The sequence below is a fragment of the Stutzerimonas nosocomialis genome, from assembly GCF_005876855.1.
GTDB classification, from domain to species: domain Bacteria; phylum Pseudomonadota; class Gammaproteobacteria; order Pseudomonadales; family Pseudomonadaceae; genus Stutzerimonas; species Stutzerimonas nosocomialis.
On the sequence record NZ_QLAE01000025.1, the window covers coordinates 1 to 19189 of the forward strand.

General features: G+C 63.4%; 14 protein-coding genes. 2 read left to right on the forward strand and 12 right to left on the reverse strand.

What is annotated here, in order from left to right; genetic code table 11:
- Positions 1 to 204: 204 nt before the first annotated feature.
- The 5 genes from DN824_RS15320 to DN824_RS15340 form a co-directional block, all read right to left on the reverse strand.
- A complete protein-coding gene (locus DN824_RS15320; RefSeq protein ID WP_138409275.1) occupies positions 205 to 420 on the reverse strand; it encodes a YgdI/YgdR family lipoprotein in 216 nt (71 codons plus the stop codon).
- A 22-nt stretch (positions 421 to 442) separates the two neighbouring features.
- Positions 443 to 1840, reverse strand: a complete 1398-nt coding sequence (locus DN824_RS15325; protein WP_138409341.1) for a TolC family outer membrane protein — start codon at positions 1838 to 1840, stop codon at positions 443 to 445.
- 113 nt (positions 1841 to 1953) lie between these two features.
- Complete coding sequence (locus tag DN824_RS15330) at positions 1954 to 3069, reverse strand: ABC transporter permease (protein ID WP_138409276.1); 1116 nt, start codon at positions 3067 to 3069, stop codon at positions 1954 to 1956.
- Between the two features lies 1 nt (position 3070).
- Positions 3071 to 5800 (reverse strand): ribosome-associated ATPase/putative transporter RbbA, encoded by a 2730-nt coding sequence (gene rbbA / locus DN824_RS15335; RefSeq protein ID WP_138409277.1) that lies wholly within the window; start codon positions 5798 to 5800, stop codon positions 3071 to 3073.
- A complete protein-coding gene (locus tag DN824_RS15340; protein ID WP_138409278.1) occupies positions 5797 to 6873 on the reverse strand; it encodes an HlyD family secretion protein in 1077 nt (358 codons plus the stop codon). The genes rbbA and DN824_RS15340 overlap by 4 nt, the downstream gene beginning before the upstream one ends.
- A gap of 450 nt (positions 6874 to 7323) precedes the next feature.
- Here DN824_RS15340 and DN824_RS15345 point away from each other — a divergent pair, with 450 nt between their 5' ends.
- On the forward strand, positions 7324 to 8349 hold the full coding sequence (locus DN824_RS15345; RefSeq protein ID WP_138409279.1) for an AraC family transcriptional regulator: 1026 nt from the start codon (positions 7324 to 7326) through the stop codon (positions 8347 to 8349).
- 22 nt (positions 8350 to 8371) lie between these two features.
- Here DN824_RS15345 and gltS read toward each other — a convergent pair whose 3' ends face one another.
- From gltS to xylA, 6 genes are all read right to left on the reverse strand, one after another.
- Positions 8372 to 9586 (reverse strand): sodium/glutamate symporter, encoded by a 1215-nt coding sequence (gltS, locus tag DN824_RS15350; protein ID WP_138409280.1) that lies wholly within the window; start codon positions 9584 to 9586, stop codon positions 8372 to 8374.
- Between the two features lie 182 nt (positions 9587 to 9768).
- The gene (locus DN824_RS15355) at positions 9769 to 10755 is read right to left on the reverse strand and encodes a lipid A deacylase LpxR family protein (RefSeq protein ID WP_138409281.1); all 987 of its coding nucleotides are present in this window, start codon (positions 10753 to 10755) and stop codon (positions 9769 to 9771) included.
- Between the two features lie 493 nt (positions 10756 to 11248).
- Complete coding sequence (locus DN824_RS15360; RefSeq protein ID WP_138409282.1) at positions 11249 to 12385, reverse strand: sugar ABC transporter permease; 1137 nt, start codon at positions 12383 to 12385, stop codon at positions 11249 to 11251.
- Positions 12386 to 13942 carry a D-xylose ABC transporter ATP-binding protein gene (gene xylG, locus DN824_RS15365; protein WP_138409283.1) on the reverse strand — a complete coding sequence of 519 codons (1557 nt, stop codon included), beginning with the start codon at positions 13940 to 13942 and terminating at the stop codon, positions 12386 to 12388.
- 104 nt (positions 13943 to 14046) lie between these two features.
- Positions 14047 to 15048 (reverse strand): D-xylose ABC transporter substrate-binding protein, encoded by a 1002-nt coding sequence (gene xylF / locus DN824_RS15370; protein WP_138409284.1) that lies wholly within the window; start codon positions 15046 to 15048, stop codon positions 14047 to 14049.
- 145 nt (positions 15049 to 15193) lie between these two features.
- Entirely contained in the window at positions 15194 to 16510 is a 1317-nt protein-coding gene (xylA, locus tag DN824_RS15375; RefSeq protein ID WP_138409285.1) for a xylose isomerase, read from the reverse strand.
- 165 nt (positions 16511 to 16675) lie between these two features.
- Between xylA and DN824_RS15380 the strand changes: the two genes are divergently transcribed.
- Positions 16676 to 17863 carry a XylR family transcriptional regulator gene (locus DN824_RS15380; RefSeq protein WP_138409286.1) on the forward strand — a complete coding sequence of 396 codons (1188 nt, stop codon included), beginning with the start codon at positions 16676 to 16678 and terminating at the stop codon, positions 17861 to 17863.
- Between the two features lie 225 nt (positions 17864 to 18088).
- Here DN824_RS15380 and DN824_RS15385 read toward each other — a convergent pair whose 3' ends face one another.
- Positions 18089 to 19117, reverse strand: coding sequence for an AraC family transcriptional regulator (locus DN824_RS15385; RefSeq protein ID WP_138409287.1), 1029 nt, complete (start codon positions 19115 to 19117; stop codon positions 18089 to 18091).
- Positions 19118 to 19189 lie beyond the last annotated feature (72 nt).

Consider the following 19189-nt stretch of genomic DNA (forward strand, 5'->3'; position numbering starts at 1 on the left):
AAAGGCCAAGCGCAGCGAAGATGAACAAACAGAGGCGAGATGCGAGTAAAAAAGAGCGCGGCACGAAGGTTCCAGATGGTCGATGTCAGTTCAGTTTTTAGGGCGCATCGGTTCGATGCAGTGGAGGTGTCAATTGGCTGTGTCGTGGGAGCAGAACAGTCGTGCTTTGGCACGCCGGTGTGCTCTCGAAAAATATGGCGCGGCTTAAAGCTCCCGGATGGTCTGGACTTGATCTCTGTTGAGACGTTGGAGCTTGCCGTCCGGTTGCTTGAACTCGTAGAAGCTGCTCTTGGCATCGTACTCGGGGGTATTCAGCGTCTGGATCTCACCGCCGTCATTGAGCACGATGAGCGAGGGTGTCGAACATCCGGCGAGTAAGCCGAGGGTCAGGAACGACGCGGTCAAAAAGGTCTTTTGCATCGTGTAAGTCCGTTAGTGCGGATTACAGGGACGGGGTGGGGTGCAACTCGATGTTCGGCGGTAGAAAGTCGGTGTCCGGCTCGTAGTCCGGATTCAGGTAGAGAGCGAGTTGCTGCAGGTCATCGGGACTCAGCGTGCCGGCGGCCTGCTTGAGTCGCAGGCTATCGAGGATGTAGGCGTAGCGCGCGTCGTTGTAGTCGCGTACGGCCGCGTACAGGCGGCGCTGGGTGTCGAGCACGTCGACGATGTTGCGGGTGCCTACCTGGTAGCCGATCTCCGTGGCTTCCAGGGCGCTCTGGTTGGAAATGATCGACTGCCGGCGCGCCTGTACCTGTTCGATATCGGTATTCACCGCCCGATGCAGGTTGCGGGTGGATTCGACCACCTGCCGGCGCAGGCTTTCGCGCTGCTGTTCGCTCTGGCTGAGCAGGTGATAGGCCTCGCGGCTCTGCGAGCTGGTCAGGCCGCCGCTGTAGAGCGGGATGTTCAGCTGCAGGCCGATGCTGCGCTGTTCGGCATCGCCGGTATAGCGCGGCACCACGCCTGGCGGCAGGCCGGTGACGTCGCTGTTGGTGAAGCCCAGCAAGTCGTTGTCGCCCTTGCGGTAGGAGGCCACCGCGTCGAGCGTCGGCGCATGGCCGGCGCGGCGCTGGCGCAGGGTTTCCTCGGCCGCGGTCACGGCGTAGTTCACCGCCAGCAGGTTGAGGTTCTGTTGCGTGGCGGTATCGACCCAGGCCTTGGCGTCGTTCGGCGTCGGCGCCAGCACCGGCAGGGTATGGCGGATGCCTTCCAGGGCGATGTATTCGCGGTTGGTCAGGGTGAACAGCGCCTGGAAGGCGTCATCCACCTGGCGTTGGGCGATGGAGCGGTTGGCCCGTGCTGTATCGAAGCCGGCCCGGGCTTCGAGCACGTCGGTATGGTCGGACAGGCCGACCTCGAAGCGCTCATTGGCTTGGTCGAACTGGCGCTTGAACGCGGCTTCTTCGGCCTTCACCGCGGCCAGGTTGTCCTGAGTGCGCAGCACGGCAAAATAGGCTTGGGCGCTCTGCAGGATCAGGCCCTGCTCGGCGATCGAGTATTCTAGCGCTGCCTGCTCGCCGAAGGCCTCGGCGGCCTTGAACTGGAACCAGCGGTCGGCGCGGAAGATGGGTTGGTTGAGGGTCGCCTGGTAGGCGGCGCCGCTGCGCGACAGCGAGGTCGAGCCGGTGCTGGTGTCGACATCCGTTTCGGTATCGCTCAGTTCGGCGCCGACACTGAGGTTGGGCAGGAGCCCGGCGCGTGCCTGGGGCACGATCTCCTGGCGGGCGTGGAACTGTGCACGGGCCGTGGCGAGGTCGGCATTGTTGTTGACGGCTTGCTGATAGACGCTGACCAAATCGGTCTTGCTGGCGAGCGGAGCGGGGCTTTCTGCCCAGGCCATCTTGGCGGAGACGATACCCACGATCAGGCCCAATGAACAAAATAGGTATCGGGTGTTTGGCGATTGCACGTCAGGTCCTTTCGAGAATGAAGGTTTCAAATCCGTTGCCCGCACTAATGCAGCGACTTGCGCAGCCGCGACAGCGCGCCGAGGAAGAACACCCCGCCAATGACCGCCAGCGCCAGCAGCTGTGGCCAGACCACCGCGGCGCCGGCGCCGCGGAACAGGATGGCCTGGGCCAGTTCGACGAAATGCGTGGTGGGCGCCGCCAGCATGATGTGCTGGACCAGCGGCGGCATGCTCTCGCGCGGTGTCATGCCGCCCGAGAGTATCTGCAGCGGCAACAGCACGAGGATGATCAGCAGGCCCAGCTGGGGCATCGAGCGGGCCAGGGTGCCGAAGAAGATGCCCATTGAGGTGGTGGCGAACAGGTGCAGGGTGACGCCGCCGAGGAATAGTAGAGTGGAGCCTGGGATCGGTACGGCCAGCCAGCCCTGGATGACGAAGCGCAGGGAAAAGGCGGCCGCCAGCAGCACCACGATGCCCATCGACCAGACCTTGGCGGACATGATTTCGAAAGGCGTGACCGGCATCACCAGCAGATGCTCGATGGTGCCGTGCTCGCGCTCGCGGATCAGTGCGGCGCCGGTAAGAATGATCGACAGCATGGTGATCTGGCTGACGATGGCATTGACCGAGCCGAACCACGACTGCACCAGGTTGGGGTTGTAGGCCATGTGTACCACGGCCTCGACCGGCGTGGCGCTGGCGCCTCGGTGACGCCTAAGGAATTCCATGGTTTCGTCGTTGATGATCCGCTGGATATGTCCGGCGCCGCTGAAGGCCTGGCTGATCTGGGTGGCGTCGACGTTCAGCTGGATGGTCGGTTGGCGTCCGGCGAGCAGGTCCCGCTGGAAGTTGGGCGGGATGTTGAGGGTGAAGGTATAGAGTCCCGTATCCAGGCCGCTGTCCATTTCGCTGAGGGTGATGTAGCTCGGCTTGAGGAAGTAGGGTTCCTGGAAGCCGCCAACGATGCGGTTGGAAACCTGCGAGCGGTCTTCGTCGACCACGGCGATGGTGGCGTGGAACGGCGACTCCGGCACACCGGTGGCCTGGGAATGGATGCTCAAGGTGAAGGCGTAGACGATCAGCAGCAGCAGGGCCGGGTCGCGGTACAGGCTGCGCAGCTCCTTGATGCCCAGCTGCAGGATGTTGCTCAGTTTGCGCATGTCATTTCTCCTGCTTTTTCAGGCCGGCGATGCTGAGCAGCATCAGCACAGGAATGGTCAGCAGCAGGGGAATGAAATAACCGTACAGATCGGGCAAGCCGAGGGCCTTTGAAAACACCCCTCGGCTGATGGTCAGGAAGTGGCTGGTCGGATAGATATGCCCGACCAGAGCGCTGACCCCTTCCATCGCTGATACCGGGTGAATCAGACCGGAGAATTGGGTAGCGGGCACCAGGGTGGCGATGGCGGTGCCGAAGATCGCGGCGATCTGGCTGTTGAGCGCCGCCGAGATCAGCAGGCCCAATCCAGTAGCGCAAAACACGTACAGCAGCGCGCCGATGGTCAGCGAGAGCATGCTGCCCTTGACCGGCACGTCGAACACCAGCACCGAAAGGGCCACCAGCATGAAGAAGTTGACCATGCCCAGGGCGACGTAGGGCAGTTGCTTGCCGAGCAGGAACTCCAGGCGGGTGACCGGCGTGACGTAAAAGTTGGTAATCGAGCCGAGCTCCTTCTCGCGGACCACGCCGAGTGCAGTGAGCATCGCAGGGATCATCATCAGCAGGATCGGGATGACCGCCGGAACCATGGCCGGTAGGCTTTTCACGTCGGGGTTGTAGCGATAGCGCAAGGCGACGTCGAATGGCGCGCTCGCTGCTCCCTGGGGCGCCTGCTGGGCGAGTTCCTGCAGATAGCTCTGGTGGATACCCTGCACGTAGCCCTGGACCGTGTTGGCGCGCGTCGGCATGGCGCCGTCGACCCAGAAGCCGATCTCCGGCACGTCCCCGCGCTTGAGATCACGGCCGAAGCCGGGCGGGATTTCTACCGCCAAGGCGATGTCGCCGGTGCGCATGCGCTGATCGAGCTCTTCGTAGTTTCGCAGTGGCGCCTTTTCCACGAAATAACGTGAGCCAGCGATGTTCTCCGCATAGGCCGCACTGGTAGTTGTCTGGTCTCGGTCAAGCACCGCGTAGCTCAGATCCTCTACGTCCATGCTGATGCCATAGCCCATGATGAACATCAGCAGCACCGTGCCGACCAGTGCGAGGGTGGCGCGGATCGGGTCGCGGCGCAGCTCCATCGCTTCGCGCTGGGCATAGCTGTACAGGCGGCGCAGGCTGAAGCGAGACCGACCGGCGCTGCCGCTCGGTGTCGGCGCCTCGGACGAGGCGTCCGGCTCAGCTTGGTCGTCGACGACGTCCTGCAAATAGGCGATGAAGGTCTGCTCCAGGGTCGGCAGGCCGCGCTTGTCCATCAGCGCCTGCGGCCTGTCGCTGTCCAGCACGCGGCCGGCGTGCATCATCGACATGCGGTCACAGCGCAACGCTTCGTTCATGAAGTGGGTGGAAATGAAGATGGTCACGCCATCCTCACGCGACAGCTTGACCAGCAGCTCCCAGAAGCCGTCGCGGGCGATCGGGTCGACCCCTGAGGTGGGCTCGTCGAGGATCAGAATTTCCGGCCTGTGTATCACCGCCACCGCCAACGACAAGCGCTGACGCACGCCCAAGGGCAGGTCGCTGGGCAACTGGTTGGCGACGCTATTGAGGGTGAAGCGCTCGAGCATTTCCTGCACGCGCGCCGGACGTTGCTCGTCGGGGATGTGGAACAGGCGTGCATGCAGCTCGAGGTTCTGCAATACCGTCAGCTCGCTGTACAACGAGAACGCCTGGGACATATAGCCGACCCGTCGGCGGGTACCGATGTCCCTGGGGTCGACCGGCTGACCGAACAGGAAGGCTTCGCCTTCGGTAGCCGGTTGCAGGCCGGTGAGCATTTTCATGGTGGTGGATTTTCCGCAGCCGTTGGAGCCGAGGAAGCCGAAGATTTCTCCGCGCTCGATACGGAAATCCACATGGTCGACGGCGACGAAGTCGCCGAAGCGGCAGGTCAGGCCATGGGCCTCGATGGCGATTGCGTCCTTGCCGGTGGCGCGCTGGCGCGGTGGGATCACGAGCGTCTGGTGGTCGCGGCGCTTTTCTTCCGGCAGCAGGGCGATGAAGGCTTCTTCCAGGTTGTCGCTGCCGGTGCATTCGAGCAATGCACGTGGCGTGCCGGTGTCCAGCACCTTGCCGTCGTCCATGGCCACCAGCCAGTCGAAGCGCTGAGCCTCGTCCATGTAGGCTGTGGCGACGACCACGCTCATGTTAGGGCGGCGCTGACGGATACGCTCGATCAGACTCCAGAACTGGTTGCGCGCCAGCGGATCGACGCCGGTTGTGGGCTCGTCGAGAATCAGCAGGTCCGGGTCATGGATCAGCGCGCAGCACAGCCCGAGCTTCTGCTTCATGCCGCCGGAGAGCTTGCCGGCCGGACGCTCGGTGAAAGACGCCAGGCCGGTGCTGCGAGTCAGATCGGCGATGCGCGCTCGGCGCTCCTCAGCATCTTGGCCAAAAAGACGGCCGAAGAAATCGAGGTTCTCGAACACCGTCAGCGTGGGATAGAGATTCTTACCCAGCCCTTGGGGCATGTAGGCGATGCGCGGGCAGACCTCGCGGCGGTGGGCGGGGTCGGCCATATCACCGTCGAGCACGTAGATGGTGCCTTCCTGTATCTTGCGTGCGCCAGCAACCAGCGCGAGGAGGCTGGACTTGCCCACCCCGTCTGGACCGATCAGGCCGATCATGCGATTGGCGGGGATGTCGAGGCTGATGCCGTCCAACGCCGCCGTCGCCCCATAATGCAGGCTGACATGCTCAAGCCGCGCCACCGCGGCGGTGTTCGCGGTCATTGCGAGATCCGGATCTGCAGCGCTTCGGGCCACTCGGCTGCATCGTCGAGTTTCAGGTAAGCCATGCCGGGAACCCCAGTCTTGATCTGTTCGAGGTGCTCCTTGAGCAACTGCGGATCGATGCGCGCCTTGACCCGGAACATCAGTTTTTCCCGTTCGCTGGCGGTTTCCACGGTCTTGGGTGTGAACTGCGCTACGCTGGCGACAAAGGTGACCTTGGCCGGGATCACATACTGGGGAGCAGCATCCAGGACCAGTCGCACGTCCGAGCCGAGCGCGACTCGCCCCGCCTGATGCGCCGGCAGGAAGACGTTCATGTAGACGTCGTTGAGGTCCACCAGATTGAGGATCCTGCCGCCGGCGGCCAGCACCTCGCCGGGCTGGGCGATGCGGTACTGGACCCGGCCGGCGCGAGGTGCCTTGAGCCGGCTGTCCTCGATGTCGGCCTGCAGGCGTCGGACGTTGGCCTGTTCGGCCTCCAGGGCGGATTCCGCCTCAATGACCTGCGACTGTGCAGCCTCGATGCCAGCCTGGGCCGACAATACTTGGGAACGGGCAGCGCTGAGCGCCGCTTGGGCACTCTGGTAGGCTGCGAGGTCGTCATCGAGTTGCTGGCGAGCCAGGGCGTTGCGTGCCACCAGCGTTTCTGTGCGCTGATGGCGCTTCTGGGCGGCGACCAGTTCGGCCTGGCGCTGGTGCACCACCGCTTCGGCGGTTGCCTTCTCGCTGATGCGCAGCGCCACTTGGGAATTGGCCGTGCGAATGGCGTTCTGCGCCTTGCGTACCCCAGCTTCGGCCTGGCTCAGCTGGGCTTCGAGCACTTGGGTGTCCATGCGCGCCAGCGTCTGTCCGGCATCGACGAAGTCGCCCTCGTCGACCAGGATGTCTAGGAGCCTGCCGGCGAGCTTGCTGGCGACATCCACCTCGGTGGCCTCTATTCGGCCGTTGGCGCTGGCGAAGCCTTCAGCAAGGCCGCTCGGGCGAAGCTCCATCCAGACCAGTACGGCGACGCCGACCAGAGCCGCGACCGCGATCAGGATCTTGACCAGCTTCTTCTGTGCTTTCCCATGCATTTCGTCATGTTCCTCCAACCGTCATTTATTGCCGAAAAGGCATGTTTCGCGCTCTGGTGACCGTGGTCGCTAGTCCAGACGCGTGCAGAAATCGCCGATAGTTTCTCCGCGGAGCGATGGCTACGCGTTGCGCTATTCATGCGCGCTCCTAGCCCTGGGGCAGGTCGGCGACAGTGCATGCACGGGGCTGGTTAAGACTTCACGTGTTTGCCGTACGGTGGTACTGGATCAGGACCAGCGAGGCGAGTCGCCACCAGCGTTCCAGGAACGCATGAAGAACAATGCATGGGATCATCGACGTGGTCCCCAAATCTGGCAATGTCTGGAGATACCTTTGGTTTGTCCGCAGATGCCACCTAAGCGCTTGCGAGGCTATTCGATGATCTGGATCATGGGGATGCTTTCGGGATCATTTAGCATCCTCTCCGGACAGCCGATAATTGGAAAGCGATGTATAGGATAAGCACCAGCTTTGTCGCCCAGTTGGCCAATAGCCTTGCAAGCGAAGGCCTGGATTCCGCCCGCCTGTGTCGAGAGGCGGGCATTGATCTTCGAACGCTCGGGCACCCGGATAGGTTCGTACTGCGGGTCGATGCCTATCGCCTGATGTCCCTGGCTGAGCGCGAATCCGGCAATCCGGATATCGGCCTGCGTGCCTACCGGCATGTTCTCCCCGGCGGGTTCCAGCTGGTGGGCTACACAATGATGTCCAGCCCTAACCTGAGGGGGGCACTGGAATCGCTGGTGCGCTATGCCCCCCTGATCGGGAACGGCTTCACAGTCGGCCTTGCAAAGGAGGGCGAATGCCAACGGCTCTGGGGGCTCTCCGATCCCGCGGACGGCCCGGCGCCAAGAACATTTCAAGACGCCGGACTGGCTTCGATGCTGGGATTCTGCCGCTGGCTGACCGGGGGCAGCCTGCCACGCCTGCGGGAAATCGAGTTCACCTATCCGGAACCGGCCGATACTTCCGAACATCAACAGGTGTTTGGCTGTCTGCTGCGGTTCGGTGCGGCGCGCAACAGCATCCTATTCGATCAGCAAGCGCTATCGCATCCGCTGAGTACCGCTAACGAGGCGCTGTCGTTGTTGCATGGGCGTTTCGCCGAACACCGCATGGGCCAATTGCACGAGGCGGGTTACTCGAAGCGCACCAGGGCGTGGCTCATCGAACATTTAAGCGTCGGCGGCTGCGACATGGAAGCGGTGGCGCTAGGGCTGGACGTCAGCAAGCGCGTCCTGCAGCGCGGGCTCGCCCGGGAAGGCGTGACGTTCAGGAGCGTGCAGGATGGAGCGCGTCGGCAACTGGCCGATTATTACTTGCGACATCATACGTACGGCCTGTCCCGCATCGGCGACCTGCTGGGCTTCAAGGAGCCGAGTAGTTTCCACAAAGCCTGTCTGCGTTGGTTCGGCATGTCGCCCGGTCGCTACCGCGAGCTGTGCGCCGGCGAATCCCCAGCAATGACCGGATAGGGGCGCACATGCCGGGAGTATGTCAGGCGCCGCTCATCAAGGTGATGAGCAGAGCGTTGACGATATCGATGAAGAATCCGCACACCAGCGGCACGATGATGAATGCATGGTGTGCCGCGCCATACTTCTGGGTGACCGCTGTCATATTGACGATAGCTGTGGCGGTGGAACCAAGCGCTATGCCGCCGAAACCGGCGGCGATCACGCTGGATTCGTAGTCGCGGCCCATGCAGCGGAAAACCACAACCAGGGTGTAAGTGACCGTCAGCAGCACCTGCAAGGCGAGAGTGGTGAGGACGAAGACCAGCACGCCGCTCAGTTGCCAGAGCTGCAGGCCCATCAGGGCCATAGTCAGGAACATCCCCAGGCAGATATCGGAGATCAGCGCCAATCCCTGGCCAGCGCCGCTCCAGCCTTTCATCCGCTGCTCGCCCAAGGCGACAAACATCAAGTTGCGGATGAGGATGCCGGCCATCAAGCAACTGACGAAGGCGGGCAGTGTGATGCCGCTGTTGAGCAACAGCAGGTTGAGGCCGTGGCCCAGCATCAGCGTCATGTTCAGCCACATCCAGGCCCAAAGCACGTCGTAGTAGTTCAAGGGCGGTCCGCTTGGTGTGGCGGGGGCCCCGATCTCCAATGCTGGGTCTCGAGAGGGCGTCAGGCGATGGCGGCGTATCAGGTAGTTGGCGATCGGCCCGCCGATGCAGCAAGCGGCGATCAATCCCACGGTGTTGCCGGCGATGCCTAGCTCCATTGCATTGCCGATGCCCAGGCGCTCGGTGAAGATGGGCGCCCAGGCCAGGGTGGTGCCGACCCCACCAGTCAGCGACACCGAACCCAGCAGCAGGCCGGCTGTGGCGGGTAGGCCGAAGCCGCTGGCCACGCCCATCCCCAGCAAGTTCTGCAGCACGATGAACAGGCTGGCGAGAAGCAGCAGGATCGCTAAGGGGCGTCCGCCCTTGAGCAGTTCGCGAACGTCGGACTTCAAGCCGATACCGGCGAAGAAGTAGAGCAACAGCACGTCGCGCACTTCCAGGTCGAAAGTCACTTCGATGTTCAACGCGAAGAACAGTACGGCGGTGATTGCCGCACAGAAGAAACCGCCTAGCACTGGTTCCGGAATACTGTAACGACGTAACAGTTCGTATCGATGGACGAGGCTCTTACCAACGAACAGCAGCATGATGGCAAGGGTAAAACTGACCAATCCATGGATGTAGAAGGTTTCGTCCTGCATGGTAAAGCCTTGATATCAACCAAAATGGCGTTGAGGTTCTTACGAACGCTTGCGTCATCTAAAAATTCGCATGGGTTTGCGATTTGCTCCGCCTCACCTCGAAGGTTCTCTCGTGCCCGCTGGCCTGGAGTGCATTCAGTCATTCCGTAAGGGGCGTTTGGCGAGGGTTTCCTGCGGTCGCGCTACAGCCAGGTGGACAGGGTCAGCGAGCCGAACTGGTCGTGCTCGTCCTGCCCTTCGAACTCGTGGGTCCGCCAGACCGTGGCGAACGCCAGCTGCCAGCGGCTCCAGGTCAGCGCCACGCCAACCTTGGCGTCGCCGACCCACTCGCGGCGGTCCACCGAATGGCTGTCTTCGAAGGTGTTGCCGTCCAGCAGCATGTTGTGCGCCATGTAGCGCCCCTCCAGTTCGGCGAATCCGTACCAGCCGAAGTGGGCCGCGGGAGTGAAGAACTGGCTGCCACTGCTGGCCGGCGTCACTGCCGGGATGCCGTAGCTGCGGTCGAGCCGCTGCCCGAAGCGCAGGCCGAGACTGCTGGAGGCGTAGGTGTACAGGTTGCCGACGGCCAGACCCAGGCCTGGGCCGTATTCGAGTTCGAGCCCGCCGATACGCTGCTGCTGCAACCAGCGGTGAGTATAGGCAAGGTTGACGAAGGGCTCGTTCTCCAGCTGGTGATCCCAGCCCTTGGGCTCGTTGCTGCCGGTCACCTTGTGGACCTTGCGCTGGATCTTCTTCGCCCCGGTGCCCGGCCCGACCAGGCCTACATCCAGGTGCAGCCCCTTGGCCTCTCGCCAGCCGTCATGCGGGGTGTCGCCGAATACCGACAAGCCGGCGAAGACCAGGCCGGCATAGGGCCGGTCATCCTTGCTCAGCTCGACGCGCTCGATGTCGTTCGGGGTATAGATCTGGTGGCCGAAACGGTAGGCGACGTTGTCGACTTCCTCGGCGCGCCAGCCGGGCAGGCTGCCGGCCAAGCCTCGGCTCCAGTGCTGATCGTCCGGCTCGAAGTTCCAGAAGAGTTCGAAGCCATTGCTGTAATGGCCGTCTTCGCCACTGGCCAGCAGATCGTTTTCCACTTTGAGCGACAGTGAATTAGCCATGGCGAATGCAGGTGTCAGCCCTAGAAGCACAACAACGGAAAGACGGGATAGCGCTTGGGACGAAGGCATAAAAGCTCCTACACCAGATACATGCAGAGTGGTATGTATAGGGGCTTCAGCGTAACGGAGAGCTCGCTTAACGCCAAGAGCTATTACGGGGAACAGTATCCAGCAGCACCTGCATTCAGCAGCACTTGCCTTACCGAGCGTTTAAAGAGTTCTGAGCAGAGCTCTCGCTATTCTCTACTGTGGCAACTGTGGCGATTTACCAGTGGCACCGAGTCGCCTCTGTGCGCGGCCAGCATCTGCTCGCGCAAGTCAACGGCTATGTGCCGAAGTCGCGGTGCAGGATTTCGAGCCGGTCGGTAGAGCCAGAGGTGTTGATCCGCATGGACGATCGCATCTACTGACAGCGGTTCGAGCAGGCGCGCACGCTTTGCACCCGGATACCCGGTGCGCGTTCTGCGCGAGCGACTGCCGGGATCGAGCGAGGCACGCGGCGAACCTGAGCCACGCAGCCATACGATTCCTGCGCAGAGCGAAGGCGCCCATGGCGCCATGCTCAGCGGCGCTCGGTTCGACTGCTCACGTCGACCCATACCGCCAGCACCAGAATGCTGCCCTTGACGATCATCTGCCAGTAGCTGTCGACATCGAGCATGGACATGCCGTTGTCCAGGCTGGTGATGACCAGTGCGCCGAGCAGGGCGCCATAGACGGTGCCGGAGCCTCCGCGCATGGACGTGCCGCCGATGAAGCAGGCGGCGATGGCGTCGAGTTCCCCCATGCTCCCGGCCGAAGGCGAGCCGGCGGCCAGGCGCGCGGTATTGACCAGGCCGGCGAGGGCGCACATCACCCCCATGATGCCGAAGATCCACAGCTTCACGGCCTTCACGTTGATGCCCGACAGCCGCGTGGCCTCCATGTTGCTGCCCACCGAGTAGACGCGGCGGCCGAACACGGTCTGGCTGGTGACGTAGCTGAACACGCCGAGCAGCACGAGCAGGAGCAGCACCGGGACCGGAATGCCATCGTAGCTGTTGAGCGTGTAGACGAACCCGGCCAGCACGGTGCCGATCAACGCCACGCGCAGCAGGTCGCGAACCAGAGAGTGTGCCGCCAGGCCATGGAGGGCGCGATTGCGGCGCTGCCTCCAGGTCAGGAACAGCGTCAGGGCGAACAGCAGCAGGCCGAGCACCACCCCCACCGTACGCGGCAGATAACCCTGGCCGATGTAAACCAGGGACGGCGACACCGGAGCGATGGTGGTGCCGTCCGTGATCCCCAGCAGGATTCCGCGAAACGCCAGCATGCCGCCCAGGCCCACGATGAAGGACGGGATACGCAGGTAGGCGGTCATGTAGCCGTTGGCCAGGCCGATCATCAGGCCGCACAGGGCGACCAGGCTCAGGTTCGCCAGCAGCGGCACGTTGTAGATCACGTCCAGGATCGCCGCCAGGCCGCCCAGCAGGCCGAGCATCGAGCCCACCGACAGGTCGATCTCGCCGCTGATGATCACCAGCACCATGCCGCAGGCGAGAATCCCGGTGATGGACATCTGCCGCAGCAGGTTGGAAAGGTTGCGCGGTGTCAGGAAGCCGCCGTCGGTCTGCCAGCTGAAGAACAGCCAGATGACCGCCACGGCGATCACCAGCGCGAGCATCTTGTAACGGGCGAAGAGCTGTTTGAGCTGGTTCATCTACGCGGTCGTCCGATGAATGTCGTGATGGCCGTCCGGTTGGCTGAGCGCCGCGGCGAGCACCTGTTCCTGGGTGAGCTGGTGGTTGATGAAGTCGCCGCGCAAGTGGCCTTCGCCGATCACCAGGACGCGGTCGGAGACCCCCAGCACTTCGGCCAGCTCCGACGAAACCATGATGATCGACACGCCTTGAGCCGCCAGCGCGCCCATCAGCTTGTAGATCTCGTACTTGGCGCCGACGTCCACCCCACGGGTGGGCTCGTCGAGGATCAGCACGCGGGGCCGGGTCAGCAGCATCTTGGCCAGCACGGCCTTCTGCTGATTGCCGCCGGAGAGGCTGGTGATCGGCAGAAAGGGGCTCGCGGTCTTGAGGTGCATGCGCGAGATTTCCTTGTCGATGGCGCTCAGTTCGGCTTCGGCGTCGATGCGGGTCATCCTCGCGTAGTTCTCCAGGACCGCCAGGGTGATGTTCTGGCCGACCCCCAGATCCGGCACGATGCCTTGACGCTTGCGGTCTTCGGGGACCATGCACAGCCCGGCGCGGATGGACTTGAGCGGCGTGCGGGTATCGACCGGCTGGCCGTCCAGCAGGACTTCGGCTTCGTAGCGGCCCGGATAGGCGCCGAAGAGCGCGGACACCAGTTCCGTGCGGCCGGCCCCGACCAGCCCGGCGATACCGAGGATTTCCCCGCGCCTGAGCACGAAGGAAATGTCGTCGACCCGTTTGCGCCGGGGGTTGTCGACGTCGTAGCAGGTGACGTGGCGCGCCTCGAAGACCACCTCGCCGACCTCATGGGGTTCGGTGGGGTAGAGGTTGCTCATCTCCCGTCCCACCATCTGCGCGATGATCTTCGGGATGTCCATGTCCGCCATGGCGGTCGTGGCGATGTGCTTGCCATCGCGGATCACCGATATGGTGTCGCACACGGCCGCCACTTCATCGAGCTTGTGGGAGATGTAGACGCAGGCGACGCCCTTGGTCTTGAGGTCGCGGATGATGTCCAGCAACACCTCGATTTCCGAACGGGTCAGGGCGGACGAGGGCTCGTCGAGGATCAGCAGCCGCGTCTGCTTGTTCAGCGCCTTGGCGATCTCCACCAGCTGCTGGTAGCCGCCGCCATACTGCGAAACCGGCAGCGAGACGTTCATGTCCGGCACCTTGAGTTCGCGCATCAGGGCTTCGGCGCGGTGGATCATCGCCGGATAGTTCATGCGCCCGCCGGGTAGGATCAGCTCGTGGCCCATGAAGATGTTCTCGACCACCGACAGGTCGGGTACCAGGGTCAGCTCCTGGTGGATGATGACGATTCCGGCGGCTTCGGTTTCGTTGATCGACCTGGCCCTGAGCGGCCGGCCGTCCCATAGGATTTCGCCTTCCCAGGTGCCGTGGGGATAGACCCCCGAGAGCACCTTCATCAGGGTGGACTTGCCGGCGCCGTTCTCGCCGCACAGGCCGACGCATTCGCCGGGCCTGACCTTGAGGTCGATGCCGTTCAAGGCTTTGACACCGCCGAAGGTTTTGACGATGCCGGTCATTTGCAGCAGGTAATCGGACACGGTGAGATACTCACGGATAGGCAACAGGCGGGGCGTCGGCAGGGGTGGCCTGCCGAGCCACGGGGTCGCGCTCGGGCGTCAGTCGAGTCTGCTCGGCTCGAGGGTCATTGCCCGGCTATCTGTGCCCTGGTGTAGAAACCGTCCTTTTCCAGCAGGTCGATGTTGTCGCGGGTCAGCAGGGTCGGGGTGAGCAGGATGGTGTCGACCTTCTTGGCACCGTTGTCGAGCTGGGAGCTGAAGGCCGGCTTCTCGTTGCGCGCCAGCTGCACCGAGAGCTTGGCGGCTTCCGAGGCGATGAGTTTGAGCGGCTTGTAGACGGTCATGGTCTGGGTACCGTCGATCACCCGCTTGACCGCCGCGAGGTCGGCATCCTGGCCGGAAATCGGTACCTTGCCGGCCAGCTTCTGCGCCGCCAGGGCCTGGATCGCACCGCCTGCCGTGGCGTCGTTGGAGGCGACGATGCCATCGATCTTGTTGTCGTTCCGGGTCAGGGCATTCTCGACGATGCTCAACGCTTCGGTGGGGTTCCACTCCCTGACCCACTGCTGCCCGACGATCTGGATGTCGCCCCGGTCGATGGCCGGCTGCAACACCTTCATCTGGCCCTCGCGCAGGACCTTGGCGTTGTTGTCCGTGGGGGCGCCACCGAGCAGGAAGTAGTTGCCCTTGGGTGCCGCCTGCAGCACGCCCTGGGCCTGCAGTTCACCGACCTTCTCGTTGTCGAAGGAGATGTAGGCGTCGATGTCGGCATTCAGTATGAGTCGGTCGTAGGAGACCACCTTGATCCCGGCGCGCTTGGCCTCGGCCACCGCGTTGGTCAGCACGGTGGCGTTGAACGGCACGATGACGATCACGTCGACGCCGCGGGAAATGAGGTTCTCGATCTGGGATATCTGCTTCTGCTCGTTGGCGTCGGCCGACTGGACGAAGACCTTGGCGCCCATTTCCTCCGCCGCCGCGACGAAGTAGTCACGATCCCGCGACCAGCGCTCCAGGCGCAGGTCATCGATGGAAAAGCCGATTTTCGGGTTCGCCGGATCGGCCATGAGCGGAAGCGAGAACAGGGCCAGGGCCCCGGCGAGCAGCATGCGCTTGACTGTTTTCATGGTGGTGCGTCCTTTTATTGTTGTTGGAGACACTGCCTGACGATGAGGGTGGTACTGATAGAACTGTAGAAAGTCGAAAGGCGCCGCGAGCACAGAATTGTCGCGAGAATGTAACCGCGTGGCGCCAGCCGGAACCTGCCTGCCGTCAGGGGTAGATGAAGCGGTTGACGACGTTTTCCAGCATCTCCTGCCGACCGCTGACGGGCTGCGGATTCAGCTCCCGGCTGAAGGCGTGTTCGGCCAGTGATTCGAGGCTGAACTCGCCGGCCAGGACCGCCTGCCCGAACGGTTCCCGCCAGCCGGCGTAGCGCCGGTCCTTGAACTGCTGGAGTCGATCGTCCTGCAGCATGGCCGCCGCGCGTTCCAGCGCCAGGGCGAGCACGTCCATGGCCGCGACGTGACCGTGGAACAGGTCGACTTCCTCGATGCTCTGGCGGCGGACCTTGGAGTCGAAGTTGAAGCCGCCATGGGTGAAGCCGCCGGCCTTGAGGATTTCGTAGGTGGCCAGGGTCATTTCCTCGACGCTGTTGGGGAACTGGTCGGTGTCCCAGCCGTTCTGCGGATCGCCGCGGTTGGCATCGATGCTGCCGAAGATGCCCAGCGAGGCGGCCGTGGCGATCTCGTGCTGGAAGCTGTGGCCGGCGAGCGTGGCGTGGTTGGCCTCGATGTTCACCTTGATTTCCTTTTCCAGGCCGTACTGCTGCAGGAAGCCGAACACCGTGGCGCTGTCGTAATCGTATTGATGCTTGGTCGGCTCCTGGGGCTTGGGCTCGATCAGCAGGTCGCCCGTGAAGCCGATCCGGTGCTTGTGCTCGACCACCATGCTCATGAAGCGACCCAGTTGCTCGCGTTCGCGCTTCAGGTCGGTGTTGAGCAGCGTTTCGTAACCCTCGCGCCCGCCCCACAGCACGTAGTTGGCGCCCTTGAGGCGCTGCGTGGCGTTCAGGGCGCTGAACACCTGGGCGGCGGCGCAGGCGAACACCTCCGGGTCCGGATTGGTGGCTGCGCCCGCGGCAAAGCGCGGGTGGCTGAAGCAGTTGGCGGTTCCCCACAGCAGCCTGATCCCGGTCTCTTCCTGATGGCGCTCCAGGTGGTCGACCATCTGCGCGAAATGGTTGCGGTACTCCTTCAGCGAGCTGCCCTCCGGGGCGACGTCCGTGTCATGGAAGCTGTAGTAGTCGATGCCCAGCTTGGAGAAGAACTCGAAGGCCGCCTCGGCCTTGCCGATGGCCACTTCCATCGGATTTCCGGCGTGTTGCCAGGGGCGCTTGAAGATACCGACGCCGAACATGTCGGTCCCTGGCCAGACGAAGGTGTGCCAGTAGCAGACGGCCATCCGCAGGTGCTCGCGCATGGGCTTGCCGAGGACGAGCTTGTCGGCGTCGTAATGGCGGAAGGCGAGGGGGGAACTGCTGGCCGGGCCTTCGTAGCGGATCGTGTCGACAGCGGGAAAGTACGGCATCGGGTATGTCCTTGTTGTTCTGGGCGGTGTCCCGATACTAGCAACGGCCCTGTGGCCGCCTTTTGCGAAAATCACCAAGGCGCAGTTCGATTTTGCGTATTGAGATTGCCCGTCCGCGCGCCTAGCCTGAAGAGGTCACTCCGTGTCGATGGCCCAGGCAGAACGATGAAGACCGTACCGCCCGCTCACCGCATTGCGCTGCTGTTCAACGGCAGCAAGATCTACGACCGCGGCATCATCAGCGGCATCGGCAACTACCTGAGCAGCACCCGTGCGTCCTGGGATCTGTTCCTCGAAGAAGACTTTCTCTGTCGCTTGAAAGGCATCGAGCGCTGGCAGGGCGACGGGATCATCGCCGACTTCGACGACCCGCAGATCGGCGAGGCGCTGGCCGGCATCGGGCTCCCCGTGGTGGCGGTGGGCGGTTCGTACCAGGACGTGGGTGCCTATCCGATGCGCATTCCCTATGTCGCCACCGACAATTTCGCATTGATGAAGCTGGCCTACCAGCACCTGATCGAGGCGGGGCTGACGCGCTTCGCCTGCTTCAGCCTGCCCGAGGCGCAGGCCAATCGCTGGGCCCAGGAACGGGAAAAGGCCTTTCGCAGCCTGGTGCAGCGCGATGGCCTGCATGCCGAGATCTACCGGGGCCTGGGCACCAGCGCGCCGCTCTGGGACACCGCCGTCGAACAGCAGATCGCCTGGCTGCAAAGCCTGCCCAAGCCCATCGGCATCATCGCCGTCAGTGACGCCCGTGCCCGGCAGTTGCTGCAGGCCTGCCTGACCGCCGGCATCGCCGTGCCGGAACAGGTGGCGCTGATCGGCATCGACAACGATCCCCTGACCCGCAGCCTGACGCGGGTGCCGCTGAGTTCGGTGATCCAGGGGACCGAAACCATGGGCCGGACCGCCGCGCACCTGCTTCACCAGATGCTGCACGGCATGCCGTCCAGGGGCATGCAGATCCTGGTGCCACCGGATGCGATCAACGTGCAGGCTTCGAGCCTGCATCAGCCGTTGGGCAACCCCTATGTCATGCAGGCCATGCTCTTCATCCGCCAATACGCCTGCCAGGGCATCAAGACCGCGCAGGTGGCCGGGTACGTGGGGGTATCGCGTTCGTCACTGGAGTCGCACTTTCGCAAGGTGCGCGGGCGCAGCGTGCACGACGAGATCCTGCGCTTCAAACTCGCCGCCGCGGCCAGCGGGCTGGAACGCACCGACTCGGCGATCGCCGATATCGCCCGCAGCTGCGGCTTCAAATCGGCGCAGTACTTGCACACGGTGTTTCGCCGCGAGTTCGGCTGCACGCCACGGGAATACCAGCAGGGCGCCGGCGCGGCGATGCACTGACGAAGAGGTGCCTACCGGTGCGCTGAAGAGTTCGCGGTCAAGACCGCTCCACGGAGGTGCCTGCTCGATCGGCGGCTGGGCGCCATACCCGCAGGATTCGTGGGAGCGGTCGGGGACGCCGAGTCTTGACCGCGAACGGGCCCGATGCCGATTCCGGCCGGTGCAGTGCCACCCGCCAGCGGAGCAGATTCCTTCTGCCAGCCGGACGTCGGCCGGCAGCGAGCGTCAGCCCTGGCGGTAGTCCTTGGTGGTCTTGCCGGTCCATCGCTTGAATGCCCGCCGGAAGTTGGTGGGTTCCGAGAAGCCCAGGAGCAGGGCGATGTCGTCGGTGCTCATGACCGTGGTCTTGAGGTATTCGATGGCCAGCGAGCAGCGCACATCGTCGGTGATGGCGACGAACGAGGTACCTTCTTCCAGGAGCTTGCGGCGCAGCGTGCGGATGGTCATGTGCAACCGTTCGGCCACCACGTCCATGCTGGGAAAGGCTCCGGGGGTCTGCATCATCATCTGGTAGACCTCGCCTGACACTCCTGAATCCACCTTGGCCTGGCCGATCAGCCGGTCGCAGGTATCTTGCAGCACGGTCGCCGTCAGCCGGTGGGCCAGGTGGGGTTTCTGGTCGAGGATCGAGCTGTCGTAGTGCAGCTCGCACTGGTCGTGATCGAAGATGCACGGGCAACCCAGGTACTGCGGATAGATCTCTGCATGGGCCGGGGCCGGGTAGGAAAAACAGGCTTTGGTGGGCGGGCAGCTCCTGCCGAACACATCCTGAAGATGGGTGACGTGCTGGGTGAACTGCTGTTCGATCCAGAACTGTTTGATTTCCCTCGAGGGGCTCGGGTTGGACGCGTCGGGGAAGGTCCATACCGCTTCGTCCTCGTATTCCTGCCATTCGATGGTCAGCGTCGGCGTGGCCAGCGAGTGGTATTTCACGCCCAGCCTGAAATAGTCGCGCAGCGAAAGGCAGGACATCAGCGCATAGCCGTACATGCCGTAGGCGGACAGGTGGAGGCGGGCGCCGGTCTTGAAGGGCGTGGCAGGGTCCTTCGAAAGGGTCACCGCGTTGCCGCACACGGTGGCGTACTGGCGGACCGAGGTCAGTGCCGTCGCGTCGTTGATCTCGTCCTCGGTCACGCCGCTGCCCTTCAGGCTGTCGGCCGGTGCGATGCCCTGTTCGGCGAGCACCTCCACCAGCGCGGCGATCTTGTAGGGGGCGTAGATGCGTTCGTTGAACAGCGGCTTTTTCGGCGGCATCGGGTCACTCCTGTGCGGTGTCCCTTAGGGATTCATTTCTGTCCGGTAATGATCTTCCGGCGAGTTGAAAAT

Coding starts and splice junctions, on each gene's coding strand:
- DN824_RS15380 (WP_138409286.1), top strand. CDS start 16,676: ATGAAGACCGTACCGCCCGCTCACCGCATTGCGCTGCTGTTCAACGGC.
- DN824_RS15355 (WP_138409281.1), bottom strand. CDS start 10,755: ATGCCTTCGTCCCAAGCGCTATCCCGTCTTTCCGTTGTTGTGCTTCTA.
- DN824_RS15385 (WP_138409287.1), bottom strand. CDS start 19,117: ATGCCGCCGAAAAAGCCGCTGTTCAACGAACGCATCTACGCCCCCTAC.
- gltS (WP_138409280.1), bottom strand. CDS start 9,586: ATGCAGGACGAAACCTTCTACATCCATGGATTGGTCAGTTTTACCCTT.
- xylF (WP_138409284.1), bottom strand. CDS start 15,048: ATGAAAACAGTCAAGCGCATGCTGCTCGCCGGGGCCCTGGCCCTGTTC.
- rbbA (WP_138409277.1), bottom strand. CDS start 5,800: ATGACCGCGAACACCGCCGCGGTGGCGCGGCTTGAGCATGTCAGCCTG.
- DN824_RS15340 (WP_138409278.1), bottom strand. CDS start 6,873: ATGCATGGGAAAGCACAGAAGAAGCTGGTCAAGATCCTGATCGCGGTC.
- DN824_RS15345 (WP_138409279.1), top strand. CDS start 7,324: ATGTATAGGATAAGCACCAGCTTTGTCGCCCAGTTGGCCAATAGCCTT.
- xylA (WP_138409285.1), bottom strand. CDS start 16,510: ATGCCGTACTTTCCCGCTGTCGACACGATCCGCTACGAAGGCCCGGCC.
- DN824_RS15330 (WP_138409276.1), bottom strand. CDS start 3,069: ATGCGCAAACTGAGCAACATCCTGCAGCTGGGCATCAAGGAGCTGCGC.
- DN824_RS15325 (WP_138409341.1), bottom strand. CDS start 1,840: ATGGCCTGGGCAGAAAGCCCCGCTCCGCTCGCCAGCAAGACCGATTTG.
- DN824_RS15360 (WP_138409282.1), bottom strand. CDS start 12,385: ATGAACCAGCTCAAACAGCTCTTCGCCCGTTACAAGATGCTCGCGCTG.
- DN824_RS15320 (WP_138409275.1), bottom strand. CDS start 420: ATGCAAAAGACCTTTTTGACCGCGTCGTTCCTGACCCTCGGCTTACTC.